Annotated in this window: 6 protein-coding genes; 4 read left to right on the top strand and 2 right to left on the bottom strand. The window is 60.1% G+C overall.

All coding sequences use genetic code 11. The features are described from left to right. The first annotated feature begins 7 nt into the window (after positions 1-7). Together EFQ99_RS21790 and EFQ99_RS21785 are read left to right on the top strand one after the other, a co-directional pair. Positions 8-5,980, top strand: a complete 5,973-nt coding sequence (locus EFQ99_RS21790) for an alpha-2-macroglobulin family protein (protein ID WP_126923299.1) — start codon at positions 8-10, stop codon at positions 5,978-5,980. 94 nt (positions 5,981-6,074) lie between these two features. Then, positions 6,075-8,321 (top strand): transglycosylase domain-containing protein, encoded by a 2,247-nt coding sequence (locus EFQ99_RS21785; RefSeq protein WP_245441551.1) that lies wholly within the window; start codon positions 6,075-6,077, stop codon positions 8,319-8,321. A 198-nt stretch (positions 8,322-8,519) separates the two neighbouring features. Here the strand turns inward: EFQ99_RS21785 and EFQ99_RS21780 are convergent, their stop codons facing one another. Together EFQ99_RS21780 and EFQ99_RS21770 are read right to left on the bottom strand one after the other, a co-directional pair. Beyond that, positions 8,520-9,227, bottom strand: coding sequence for a response regulator transcription factor (locus EFQ99_RS21780; protein WP_208722801.1), 708 nt, complete (start codon positions 9,225-9,227; stop codon positions 8,520-8,522). Between the two features lie 765 nt (positions 9,228-9,992). After that, entirely contained in the window at positions 9,993-11,084 is a 1,092-nt protein-coding gene (locus EFQ99_RS21770) for a hypothetical protein (protein ID WP_126923297.1), read from the bottom strand. Between the two features lie 571 nt (positions 11,085-11,655). On the opposite strand from EFQ99_RS21770, the gene EFQ99_RS21765 reads away from it, so the two are divergent. Beyond that, positions 11,656-12,228: a PE-PGRS family protein gene (locus tag EFQ99_RS21765; protein ID WP_126923296.1), complete on the top strand. Its 573-nt coding sequence runs from the start codon at positions 11,656-11,658 to the stop codon at positions 12,226-12,228. 103 nt (positions 12,229-12,331) lie between these two features. Continuing rightward, positions 12,332-14,047, top strand: a complete 1,716-nt coding sequence (locus EFQ99_RS21760; RefSeq protein ID WP_126923295.1) for a type I secretion system permease/ATPase — start codon at positions 12,332-12,334, stop codon at positions 14,045-14,047. The last annotated feature ends 11 nt before the right edge of the window (positions 14,048-14,058 follow it).

Below are 14,058 nucleotides of genomic sequence, written 5' to 3'. Positions count from 1 at the left end.
AAAACCAATGAAAAAGATCGTATTTCTCATTGCCCTCGCCCTTGTCTCTTCAACGCTGATCTCAAGCGGTTCCGCTCAGCAAGGCGCTGCTTCGCCGACACTGGATATTCTACAACGCGCCGACGGCGTCAAAATCGTGCCGGAGAGATTCTTGCGCGCCTATGACCCGGTGACGATTTTCTTCCCCACTGATACCGGCCCTGCAGCTGGTGGCTCGGAAGATTCGCCCGAGCGTTTTGTGGTCATGGAACCGGCCGCCGCCGGCGCGTGGCAATGGCTCGGCCCGCGCGCATTGCAATTCAGGCCCGCCGACAAGTGGCAGCCGCTCGCTCGCGTCAAGATAAAGATGCTGGGCCACGATAAAGACATTGGTGGCGAGACTGAACTGGTGCCGCTGCTGCCGGTGCCGGTCTCCACGGTTCCGGCTTCAGGCGATGATCCCGTCAATGAACTTGACCAGATCACATTGACCTTTGCCGAACCGGTCGACGTCGCAGCGCTCGCCCGTCTTCTGTCTATCGAGCTGCGCCCAACGCCCGGCATCGGCGATGAAGGCGGCTTGATGTTGGGAGCGCAGGATTTCGATATCCAGCCGCTCGAACGCAACAGCCGCAGCGACGAGCAATCCTACGTGGTAAAGCTGCACGCCAGCGTACCCGATGGCCGCGTCGCCCTTCTACGATTGAAACTTGCCGACACGCCCGACTTCAGCGATCAGACCTTTGAATTGCGCGTCCGCACAGCGGTACCCTTCGCGATGATCAGTTCCGATTGCGGACGGGGTTTCGACGCCACCACAACCGATGGCGTCATGCGCTGTACATCCAACGCGACCGTCAGTGATAGCAGCATGGCGGTCGATGACGACGGCAATCCCGTCGAGAATGCCGATGCAGCGCCCACCAATCGGTCGAGCCGTGGATTGATCTTCCGCTTTTCGAGCAATCCAGTGGCGGGAGAACAGTTCTCGGTTCGCGATGCCCTGCGCATTTCTCCGCCGGTAGATAATCTGACGGCGGAAGCAAGCGACGGACGGCTTTATGTCCATGGCCGTTTTCTCACGGATAAGGTCTATATGCTCGAAGCGACCGCGGGAGCCTTGGCGGATGACCGCGGCAGACCGCTGGCTGCCGGTTTCAGCCGGAAATTTGCTTTCGCGCCCGAACAGGCCTCGCTCGTCTGGGATGCGTCTCAGGGCGTCGTCGAACGCTTTGGTCCGCAGCTCGTGCCGTTGCGCGGGCGCGGCTACGACAGAGCCGATGTGCGCATCCATGCAATTGATCCGCAATCACGCGATTTTTGGCCTTTCCCGCAGGCAGGCCTCGATACGAACGACGATGAAGCACCACCCTTGCCCGGCAAGGAGCCGCAGAAATGGAACGACGAGGATGACATCTCCGGCGATGCGATCGGAGCGCGCGTCAAGGCGCTGGGCTCGCCCGCCATATCGCAATTCGTGGACCTGCCGATCCACAAGGGCGGCGTCGACACCAAGTTTGGCCTGGACCTGAAGTCCCTTCTTGCGAGGATTGCGGGTGCGGACCAACCCGGCACCTATCTTGTCGGCCTGCGCGCGGTGGATAACGAGACGCGCCATTGGCTGCGTGTTCAGGTCACCGATCTGACCTTGAGTGCGGTGGAGGAGCCGGACCGCGTGCGCTTTGCCGTCACCTCGCTTGCCAGCGGCAAGCCGATCGATGGGGCGCAAATTCGCCTTGACGGTTTGCGAGACGGCGAATTCGTCACGCTCGCGACCGGGACAACGGATGCACAGGGCTTCTTTTCCTGGGAGCTGCAGCAGCGCGCCGAGGCAAAAATCCGGCGCGTCATCGTAACCAAGGGGCTGGATACTCTGGTGGTCGACCCCGACAACGCCCCTGCCCAATATGCTGGGGATAACTGGACCAAGCCGACGACCTCCTGGCTGGATTGGACGACCAATCCAGAGGAAAATCGCGCCGAGCATGCCCGCACCCTCTGCCACGTCTTTACCGAGCGGCCGATTTACCGCCCGGAGGAGCCTGTTCATATCAAGGGATATGTCCGCAGCTATCTCGGCGGCCACTTGACGCTGCCGACTGAAGGCGGCCAGATCGTGGTTACCGGCCCCGACAAACAGGAATGGCGCATACCCGTAAAGCTGGATGCGTTCGGCGACTTCTATCACAAATTCGACGCCGAAACGGCGGCGACGGGCGACTATAAGGTGCACTTCGAACCGGGCGATACGTCGCAGGCCGAGGACCAAACTCGATCGCCGCAGCAATCCGGTAACGACGACGAGAATGCCGACGGTGAAGCAAGCGGTAACAATGCCGATGACGGTCAGGCAGACGATGCCCAAGCCGATACCGCGCAGACCGCCGACAGCGATGGCAGCGCCAGCGATACGGCCGACAACACGGTCCAATGCGGCAGCATCTCCTTCAAGAAGGAGGCCTATCGCCTGCCGACGTTTGAAGTCGTGCTCAACAATCCGCAAACAGTACCGCTCGATTCCTCCTTCAACGTTGATTTGATCGCGCGTTATTTTGCCGGCGGTCTGTTGGCGGATCGTCCCATCCGCTGGCGAGCCGTGCAGTATCCCTACAATTGGACGCCGCCCGGCCATGACGGCTTTCTCTTTTCGACGGATTCCCGCTACTCCGGCGGCGATGAATTCAAATCCTCGCCGGCGCTCGAACGGGATGGCAGCACGGATGCCGGGGGCGCCTCGCGCATCAGCTTCGACACCACGATCGAGCCCACGGCGCAACCCCGCCGCTACATGATCGAGGCGACCGTGACCGGCGACGACGATCTGCAGGTGCGCAGCATCACCAACGTCAATGCCGTCCCGCCTTTCGTGCTCGGCCTGAAGGTGCCCCGCTATGTGCCGAAGCCCGGCGCCATCGAGCCTGAGATCCTGGCTGTTGACGGCAATGGCGATCCGGTCGCAGGGCTGGAGATGACCGCGCGCCTGATCCATCGCAACTGGACCTCGACCCTGCAAGCGAGCGACTTCAGCCAGGGTTCGGCGAAATACGTCACGCAGGAGATGGACGACACTATTCTGGAGCGCAAGATTACCAGCACCAGCGATATCCAGACCCTGGCGCTCGAGGCAAAGGATGCTGGCGTCTACATCATTCAGCTCGAAGCCAGCGACCGCATCGGCCGCCGCCAGCAGGTGAGCGTCGACTTCTTCGTCGGCGGCACGACACCCGTCACCTGGGCGCAGCCACCCGCCCGCACCGCTGTCGTTACGACAGACAAGGATAGCTACATCCCAGGCGAAACCGCCAACCTGCTGATCCAATCCCCCTTCCAAACTGCCCGCGCGCTCGCCGTCGTCGAAGAGCCCGAAGGGAAATTCCGCTACGATTGGGTCGATATCGCCGATGGGTACGGCCATTATGCCGTACCGGTCCGTAAGGAACATATGCCGGAAATTCCCGTGCATTTCCTCATCCTGCGCGGCCGGTTGGAGACGAGCACGCCTTCGCCAAACGCGCCCTTCGACCAAGGTAAGCCTGTAACAATCGCCGCGACGAAGACCGTGACGGTAAAGCCCGTGAAGAACACCGTCACCGTAACCATGGACTATCCTAAGAAAGTCCGCCCCGGCGAGGAAGTGGAGGTCACGCTGCATCTGGCCGATGACACGGGCCAGCCGATCGCGGGTGAAGCGACCTTCTGGATGATCGACCAGGCCGTACTGTCGCTCGCCACCGAACAGCCCTTGGACCCGCTGCCGAATTTCATCGTCAAGCGCAAATCCACCATGGCGCTGCGCGACACCCGCAACATGGCCTTCGGCATTATCCCTCTGGATGAAGTGCCGGGCGGTGACGAGCGGGAGGAGTGGGGCACGGACAATAATATTTCCGTCCGCAAGAATTTTACCCCGATACCGATCTATCTTCCCAACGTAAAGGTCGGCCCGGATGGCACCGCCAAGATCAAGGTGAAGCTGCCGGACTCGCTGACCGTCTTCAAGCTGCGCGCCAAGGCCGTCAGCGGTCCCGACCGCTTCGGCTACGGCACAGGCGAAATGCTGATCCGGCAGCAGATCGTGGCTCAGCCCGCACTGCCCCGTTTCCTCCGGTATGACGACCAATTCGAGGCAGGCGTTATTGCTCGCGTCGTCGAAGGTGGTGGCGGCGCCGGCGCTGCATCCATCGTATCCGACGGACTGTCGCTGCAGGGCAGCAATGAACTTTCCTTTACGTGGGAACAGAACAAGCCGGCTCATATCGGCGTTCTCGCGAGCGTGCCCGAGCCAAAGCCTGGCAAGGACGACGTGCGGCTGCGTTTCGGGGTCGAGCGCGTCACCGACCATGCCCGAGACGCCGTCGAAATCACACTCCCGTTGAAGTCCGACCGCGTCCCGATCAAACATTACGAGATCGTCGAAATTCCGGCCGCCGGTTCGAAGATGCTGCCGGCGCCGCAAGAAGACGTCCGACCGGGATCATTTCAGCGGGCGATCACGCTCGCTTCCGATCCGGCCTTGGTGAAGCTGGTCGCCGGGCTCAACACTCTGGTGGAATCTCCCTATGGCTCCACCGAACAACGGATTTCCCTGGCCTCCTCCGGCGTCGCCTTCAAAAGTTTCGCCCCCATCCTCGCGGCGGCGAAGCTCGACAAACGCATCGACGGCGATGTGCACAACACCGTGCTGGCAATCAGCCAGGCGATCGATGCCGATGGTCTTGTCGGTTTCTGGCCGCACAGCAAGGGCAATGTCTCGCTGACGGCCTGGGCCTATTCTTTCCTGGTCGCTGCCGAGAAAGCCGGCGAGCCCACCGACAAGGCTTTGACCGATCGCCTCGCGAGCGTCCTGAAACTATCGCTGCGATCGGATTATCCGCGTCTGCTCACCGGCGACGAGATTCGCGAACGGGTCGAGGCGCTGACTGCGCTGGCCGAAGGCGGCCAGCTGGATTCCGCCTATACGGCGGAACTGGCCCGCTCGGCCGCCCTGATGCCCAATGTCAGCGTTGCCCGGATGACGGCGGCGGCAGCCGGTGCGCCGGACGCCGATCAGCGCCTTGTCGGCGGTTTGGCCGACACGATGTGGTCACGCGTGCGCATCCTCTCCCGCGATGGCCAGTTGGTTTATAGCGGTCAGACACAGGATCAGGGTAATCCCGTCATCCTGCCCTCGGAAACCCGCAGCCTGGCCGAAATGGTACGGGCGGCGGCTTTGACCTCTGAAACGGACCCACGCTATCCGGCCTTGAAAACCGCCTTGCTGCAATTGGGCGAAGGCGATGGCTGGGGCTCGACCAATGCCACTTCGGCGGCGATCCGGGCACTTGCGGCCGCCTGGCAAAGGCCGACGACGCCCTTGCCGTTGACGCTCACTCAGAACGGAAACGTCCAGGCTCTGACGCTCGACGCCAATACACCCGTGTTGCGAGAGGTCACCATGGATTCGGGCGCCATCACCATCAGCAATACCGGCTCCACATCGGCTCTCGCGCTGGTGGAAACCAGTTATCTGTCGAGCGAAGCCGGCTACAAGGCGCAGGCCCGGAGCCAGGGTTTTGCCCTGACGCGCACGCTCTACCGCATCCCCACCGGCAATGCACCGCCGGAGAAGCTGGTTCCCGATGCCGAGGGTGCAATCCAGCTCAAAGTCGGCGATGTCCTGGAAGAGAGGGTCGAGTTGGTCGTGTCGGAAGATCGAACCCATGTGGCCCTCACCCTGCCGCTTGCGGCCGGGCTGGATCCTCTGAACCCCAATATTGCCACCGCACCGGCCGAAGCCACGCCGGCAATAGCGTCGACCTTGCCGACCGATTGGGTTTCCTATGGCGACGATCAGGTGTTCTGCGCGTCAGGCAGGCTTCCAAAGGGCAACTACATCTTTGCCTACCGGACACGCGCCTTGATCCCCGGCTCGTATACGCAGCCGCAGGCCTCGGCCGAAACCATGTACCAGAAGGGCGTGCAGGGAATGAGCGCTGCCGTGCAATTGGTGGTGACGAAGTAAGTTATCGCGATCAGGTCGAATATCAGGCAAGGAGCCGGCCAGTCAGGCAATGACGTTTTTGGGAAGCCGCCGATCAAAGCTCGTACTTTTCTCCTTGCTGATCCTGGCGGCAGGCACGCTGACCTATGGCTATCTCATCGATCAGCGCGCGCAGCTAAACGCACCGGCGCCGACACCGATCCTTTATGACCGTAGCGGCGCGTTCCTCGCTCAGATCGGCCATGTCGACAACGCGAGCGGGCGCATCGACTATGGCTATTGGCCGCTGGAGCAATTGCCCGACCGCGTCGTGAAGGCAACGCTTGCCCTTGAAGACAGGCGGTTCTACGAGCATGTCGGCGTCGATCCCTATGCCGTCGGCCGCGCAGCCTGGCAAAATTTCGTGGGTGCCGGGCGCCGCTCGGGCGCCTCGACGATTGCGATGCAGGTGGCGCGGATGCAGCAGCCGGAATCGCGCACCTTCATGCACAAGAGTCTTGAGGCCGGTACCGGTATCTTGCTGACCCTTCGCTACGGCCGCGAGGCGATGCTGGCGCAGTATTTGCGGCTGGCACCCTACGGCAATGGCAGCCACGGCATCGCCCATGCGTCGCGGCTTTATTTCGACAAGCCGGTGGCCGACCTCTCGTGGGCTGAGATCGCGCTGCTATCAGCCATCCCGCAATCGCCGACCCGGATGAATCCGCTGCGGCCGGGGGGCTTGCGTCACGCCGTTCAGCGCGGCCACCAAATACTGAATGCGCTGGCGAAGCAGAACGTCATGAATGCTGACGAGGCAGAAATCGCCCATCGTCAGCTCGCCAGCATGCGGATGCCGGACCTGCCCCGCCGTCCGGATGCCCTGCATCTGATATTGCGTTTTCACGACCTCATCGAAAACGGCCAGGTAGCGCCCGCCTCCGCGAGCGCGCCGCTGATCCACACGACGATCGATCTCGCGCTGCAGGCAGACGTTACCGCGCTTGCGCGCGAATATCTCGACCACTGGCGTTCTGCGGGCGCGCAGCAGGTCGGCGTCATGGTGGTGTCGCGTCAGACGGGCGAAGTCCTCGCGCAGGTGGGTTCGAGCAACTATTACGACAGACATGCCGGCGCGTTCGACTACACGCGGACACAGCGCTCGCCAGGCTCCACGCTCAAACCCTTTATTTATGCGCTGGGATTCGAGAACGGCGTTCTGAAGCCAACCGACATGTTGCTGGATTTGCCGGAAGGCGCTTCGGGCATCGGCGATGCGGACCGCGAATTCCTTGGGCCGATGTTACCCCGCCAGGCATTGGCCAATTCGCGCAATGTCCCCGCCACCAATCTACTTCGCAGCATCGGGCTTGAGACGACATTCCGCTTTCTGCGCGAACTCGGTCTGCACGACCTGGAAACGCCAGCGGATTATTTTGGCCTGTCGATGGCAATCGGCTCGCTGCCAACACGTCTGGACAAACTGATGCGCGCGTATGGCGCGCTCGCCAATGACGGCCAATTGCGCGATCTGCGCTGGGCGTTTGAACAGCCGCAACCGCAATCCGTACGGGTCATTTCGCTCGATACGGCCAGATTGATCACCTCTTTCCTGTCTGACCCGCAGGCCCGGCTGCCGAGCTTCCACCGCTATGGCTCGCTGGAATATCCCTTTCCGGTCGCCATCAAAACCGGCACCTCCCAAGGTTACCGGGATGCCTGGGCCATGGCCTATTCGGAGAAGGTCATCGTCGGCGTCTGGATCGGGCGGGGTGACAGCGGGACCATGAACCGAATGACCGGCGCAGGAAGTGCCGCCCGCCTCGTGCACGCAGTCATCGACCGGGTACACGGCAACAAGCCCGGCGATATAGCCGACGCGCGCTTTCCGACGCCGCCGGACCGCAAGCCCATGCAAGTCTGCGTCGTCAACGGACAGACGAACGACAATAGCTGCAGCCAGACGCTGGTGGAATGGCTAAAGCCCGATGAGACGCCGAAGCTGGCGGCGCTGCCGTCGCGTCCGGATGGAATTCTCAAGTCTTTGCCGATCAGTGCAACAGCGGGGAGAAGCCAGGGCTTTTCGCTGGCCAACGCCGATACCTCCAACCCGCAGATCCATATCGCGATATCGACGCCTGCCCGCAACAGTCAGATCTGGCGCAATCCCGAACAGCCGGCGGCCTTCGACCGGTTGGCTCTGAAGGCCGACGTGCAGCCCCATGTGCCGCAAATCGTCTGGTATGTCGACGGCCAGCCCTTCGCGGTCACAGACCCGGACCGGACCGTCTTCTGGCCCATCCAGAGTGGTGAGCATCGCTTCCAAATTCGCCTGCCCTACCGCGACGAAACCTCTGCAGTAGTACCGGTATATGTGCAATGAAAACGACCACGGGCAAAAATATCGTTCGTTCGGCGGAATAGGGAAAGGATTCTGACGTGCTCCCGCACGATGCCCGCCTTCGGCCTCAGCGACATGGCAGTGCGGATGTGCAAGGATTCTCGGCGTTTATCGTGGGGTCAAAGCGTGCTCCGGAACCCAACAAAACGTTGCGACAGCCCCCGGTGCTGGAGACACCGCCTAACTCGGTGAGGCGTCCTGCTCACCGGCGGCTCTTTGAATCAAGCGGGCAACCACTTCGGTGCGGTTCTGCGCTTGCAGCTTACGCATAATGTGTTGCAAATGCATCTTTACCGTATGCCCCGATAAATTGAGTTTTCCCGCAATCACCTTATTTGAGCAGCCGGATTGCAATTCTGCGAGGACGTCGGCCTCCCGAGGAGTGAAATCAGCAATCGCCAAATACTGCGTCCTATCATCCAAGGTTTTTTCGGCCTCGTTTCTGGCCGGGGTCTGTTCGTTTGAGCCTGCTGTAACAGCTCCCAATAGCTGCGGGTAGAATGTTCCTCCTGCCAGAACGAGACGAAGACCGGCAAGCGCAATGTCAATGGGAAGTGAAGTCGAGAAAAAGCCGCGGATGCCAATCTTGAGCGCCTGACGGGCTATGATGACGTCATCCGTACCTGAGAGCAACGTGATAGGGGCCTCAGGGAAACGTGCAGCAATCGCTGCGAGGTCATCACGCAGGCTGGCGCTCTCAACACTCCTGCCGGCCAGCTCTAATACAATCAAGCGCACTTCTGCTCCAAGGGCTCGATCGAGACTCTCGGTTGAGATCAAATCGATAAATTTCCACCCTGCGAGTTCACGCTCGAGAAGCTTCACTACGGTAGTGCGCGCCAGTGTAGAATGCTCAATAATGATCACAGTTGGTGCATTGCGCCCCATACGGCGCTTAGTTCCAGCACTGTCGGACACTTGCGTGCTCCCCAGAATTTGTGCAACCCAACAGCTTTGGATATTATTCCTGTTCTTGCTTCATGTCATGATAAAAAGAGAGTGTATTCCGGATATCAATAGTCTGATCTCTCAGGATAATTCTTATAGTCTATAAGATTTCAGTGATAGGTCACTAGGACTGCAGATCACCTTGCAAGGCTTATTTACGAGGACCTGCTGGTTCGACTTGTCGCCGTAGACTTTCCAGTCTTTGTCGAATTTACGTATGGAAAGCGAGTCAACAAAGCTTTCAAAGGCACTGAAAATGCAACCTATATGCTACAAACCTATTCAAGAAAGAGTCGCCGGACATGACGAGATGTCGATCAATTCGACTTTATTTCTTAATCTCAATTCAAAACGGGCGGAGACCTTGCCAGCAAAACAACCGGCGCGAAAAGCAACAAAAGACTGAGGTCGCTGACTATCCATAATGATTACTGAAAAGCGGCGCATTAATACCCGTCGGCACCGCTTTCACTAGGGCAATCCTGCGCCGGCGCCGACTTATGCCGGCCAGAGGTGCCGGCCTCTGGCGGTCGAAATCTACGACAATTCAGATCAGGTCGTGGTGGAGTGTTCGGTATCTCTCAAGGAGCCGGCGTCCGTGCGATGTCGGCCAATGAGACGAAAGCCGGCCGAGGAAGCGACATATGGCTTGAAAAATGGCACGAAGAACAGTCTCGTGCAGTTGAGCTCTGGGAGGCCTATCTGTCAGCTATGCATGAAGCCCAGAATGTCGTCGACGAGAGCCGAATGGGCGTCCGTGAGGTTGCCCTCTCCACTATGCCCCCCGATGCCGGCCAACTGGAGCGCATGCTGGTCATAGAGAACATGATCGATCTGTTGGGCGTCCGCGGTTCCGCCGGCGGGAACGGCAATGTTGATAGGATGGAAATAGCCGAAGTTGACGTCCAGCATGCTTCCGGTCGACGATCCAACCCCGCCGCCGCCGCCCGCATGGTTGCCGGTAAAAATCGTGTCCGACGACAGGTTGAAGCCGCCGCCATTGCCGCCGATGCCGGCGATCTGCACAGTGCCCTGGTCGAAAATCACATTGTTTGTCTGATGAGCCTCCGCCGAGCCGCCTGCGGCGCCGATGGCGATGTTGATCGGCGAGAAGATGGCTATACTCACATCGACCATGCTGCCGACGAAATATCCATCGCCGCCGTGGCCAGCATAATTGTCGCCGGTAAATGTGAGCGACGTTCCCGGGCTCAATGTTGGGCCATGGCCGCCCGCGGCGTTATGGTCTCCACCCGAGCCGCCCATGCCACCAATCTGGGTTGCGCCCTGCAGGAACAGGGCGTTGTTCGATTGGTCGGCGTGAGCCTCCGCGCCAGGGCCTGCAGCCACGGCGGTATTGACGGGGGCAAACAGTGCGACCTCAGTGCTGACGAGTCCGCCGTAGAAGACGCCATTGCCACCGGTGCCGGCATGACTGGCGTTGTCACCGCCGCCGATGGCAATATTGCCACTTCCACCATTCCCGCCTATCCCAGCCATTTCGGTGGGGTGCTGATTGATGAGCGCATCGTTGCCCTGGAAAGCGTCGGCACTCGAATGAGGTCCCGCGATCGCGGCATTGGACGGCATGAAGACGGCCAAGGCGTTGCTGCTGATCACGCCTTCGCTAAATCCATCACCACCGCTGCCGGCTGAATTATAGCTTGGGCCGGAAGCGACATCCAACGGAAGCCAGGTCGGCACCAGTGCCAGATGACCCGCGGCCAGGTTGGAGGCGAGGTGTTGATCGGTGCCCGTCTTGGGCAAGTCTTCCAATGAGGGACGAGTTTCCGCCATTACCGTCTCCATTCCGCCGTCAACCGCACGTCCACCGAGCGTGCGGCGCTACGCAGCCTGAATTTGTTCAGGCATTGTGCATCTGAAGTTGGGAAAAGCAGAGCCTGCAATTCGTCTACATCCGGTCGGCTAGTGCTGTAGCCATTTGGCTGTCATGGCCGTAGCGCCATCTCGCGAGTTTGCGAGCGCCAAATCCACCTTGGAGTGAGAGGCCCTGCATCTTGCACCCTCGTTCTCGCGGCGAGTGATGAAAGTTTTCAGCCCCAGGTAGGGTCTCCCCCGCCAAGCGCAGCCCGATCAGAAGCCCGGAAAATGGCGTGCTCCGACGGGGTCGCAGACCTGATCATGCCATCCGGCGCCAAATCACCAGGTACTAATCCAGAATAATTCCCTGCCACGGCCAAGTATACATCCGAAAGAGCGTCGCCGAATATCTAGATAGTTCGCAGTTTAAATCGCAGGCAATATTCGCCTGCGGTTGTATTGGCTGGCGGTGACATCTGAATACCCACGCCGTAAAGGGACGCCGTAAAAGGAACACGGACGAAACGAAGTAGAAGGAGTGACATCAATGCCTATTCCACAGATATCTGACACGATCTATCTCCACAACCCGGATGCAGGCGACGCGAAAGCCGGCAACGGCGGCGATGGCATCAATCATGGCAACATTGACTACAACCCGGTCGCCTATGTCGACCCCGTGCAAACGGTCGATGGGGCATCTACCCATCTGCACAACGGCGATCACGTTTGGCAGACGGCAGATTGGGACGCCGGCGGTGGTGGAGCCGGTGGCTACAGCCAGGCCCAGAACGGCTTCCTGGCATCGCTCACCAGCGGCAACGGCGGCGCAGGCGGAAACGCTCAGTCCAACGGTGATCAAGGAAACACGAGCGGCCACGACACCGCTTCGGTGGCTGCGGCTACGACCGCGACACAATATACGCAGCTCATGGCCGATCAGCATGCCACCATCCTCGCAGGCGTCGGCGGCAACGGCGGCAACGGCAACATGGCTCGGGGCGGAGATATCGCGTCGGCATTGGTTCACACGGATCCCGAAACGACGACGGTGAACAATTCTCTCGATCATTTCATAAACGCCTTCGGCCATATCGACGTCAGCCATCTTGGCTCATGAACTCAGACCCTGAGGGTCGCCGGTTTCGGCTGGCGGCCCTCCTGAATTGCTGAACCGGCACGCAGTCTTTTCTCGTCAGTATCAAATGCAGCGAGATCTGATAATGACAACGATTTCCATAAAACCATTGCGCCCGCAGACACAGCTCGTTGTCGCGCTCCGAGCCTGTGCCGGAGCCTTCGGGTTGGTCTTCCTCTATAGCTGCGGCTACAATCTCTTTCTTCTGGCGCCGTCCATCTATCTCCTGCAGATCTACGACAGGGTCTTGTCGAGCAGAAGCGCCGACACGCTCCTGATGCTGACGATCATTATCGCCATCGCCGTGCTGGTCGGGTCCATGCTGGACATCGTGCGCAGGGCAGCTCTTTCGCGCATCGGCAGCTGGCTGGACCACAGGCTGCGGCCCATGGTGCTCACCGCGTCATTCGAATATGCCACGCGCGCCGATACGGGAGCCGCCACGGAGTGCTATAGGGACCTTGCGGCATTACGCCAGTTTCTCGATTCCCCGGCCAGCTCGCTTTTTTTCGACGTTCCCTGGGCGCCGGTATTCCTGCTCCTGCTCTTTCTCGTTCATCCGCTGCTTGGGACCATCGGTCTTCTGAGCGCAGTTGCACTTCTGCTGTTTGCGTTCCTGACGGAACTGGCGACGCGAGAGCCGCTTGCCCATGCCAATCTTGCCCTTTCGATGAGCTATCTCAGATTTGCGACCGCCCTCAAAAACATCGAGGTCATCAGGGCAATGGGCATGCAGGATGGCGCAGCGCAGATCGTCTATCGCGATGCGGAAATGGCAAGAAGGGCGCAGGACATCGCGATGCATCGCACGGAGATCATTATTGGTTTCTCCAAATCGATCCGCACGCTCGCGCAGATCCTCATGATGGGCTCGGCGACATGGCTGGTGCTCATAAACAGCGGCAGTCCCGGGATCATCTTCGTTGCGAGCCTGCTGCTCGGTCGCGGGCTTGCACCAATCGAGGGCGCGATCGGTGCATGGCGCGCCTTTACGTTTGCGCGCAATGCCTTCAATCGCCTGAACAGAATGCTGATAGCAGTTGCATCGGAACGCGACGGCCGAATGGTGCCAATACCGGAGCCCAGCGGCCTCGTTCTCGACAACGTCAACTATATCAAACCATTTGCCAATCGGCCGATATTGACAGGCATCACCTTGCGCCTCGCGCCAGGCGATTGCGTCGCGCTCATCGGCCCATCGGGATCGGGAAAATCGACACTGGGTCGCATCATGGCGGGCGTTGCGCAGGCAACGAGCGGCTCTGTTCTTCTTGGTGGGGTGGATATCTCGGCTCTGCGCCTTTGCGGGGGGACCCGCCACGTCGGATACCTGCCGCAGGACATCGAACTCTTCGGCGGCGCAATCAAGGACGTGATCGGCCGGCTGGACGGAGGAGATCCCGGCAAGGCGATCGACGCCGCGAAGCTGGTTGGATTGCACGACGCGATCATGCGCCTCCCTCAGGGCTATGAGACCGATATCGGTGAAGGTGGAAACCTGCTCCTTCGAGCTCAGCGCCAACAGCTGGGACTGGCGCGGGCGGCCTATGGAAATCCCTCTCTTGTCGTTCTCGACGATCCGAATTCGAGCCTGGATTATGACGGCGAACGCATGCTGTTCCGGGCGATCGAGCGCATGAGATCCATGCGGATGACCGTCGTCATCATAACGCATCGGATGGGGATCCTGCCGGTCACCAACAAGATTGCCATCATCCGTAACGGAACGGTGGCTGCCTTCGGCGACAGTGAGCGGATTTATGAAACGTATCTTCAACCGCCGGCTCGAACAGGAACATAGGGAGGAACGCT

The sequence above is a fragment of the Rhizobium vallis genome (genome assembly GCF_003985155.1).
GTDB classification, from domain to species: domain Bacteria; phylum Pseudomonadota; class Alphaproteobacteria; order Rhizobiales; family Rhizobiaceae; genus Rhizobium; species Rhizobium vallis.
The sequence above is the reverse complement of the archived record's forward strand: the minus strand, read 5'-3'. Positions and strand labels throughout refer to the sequence as shown.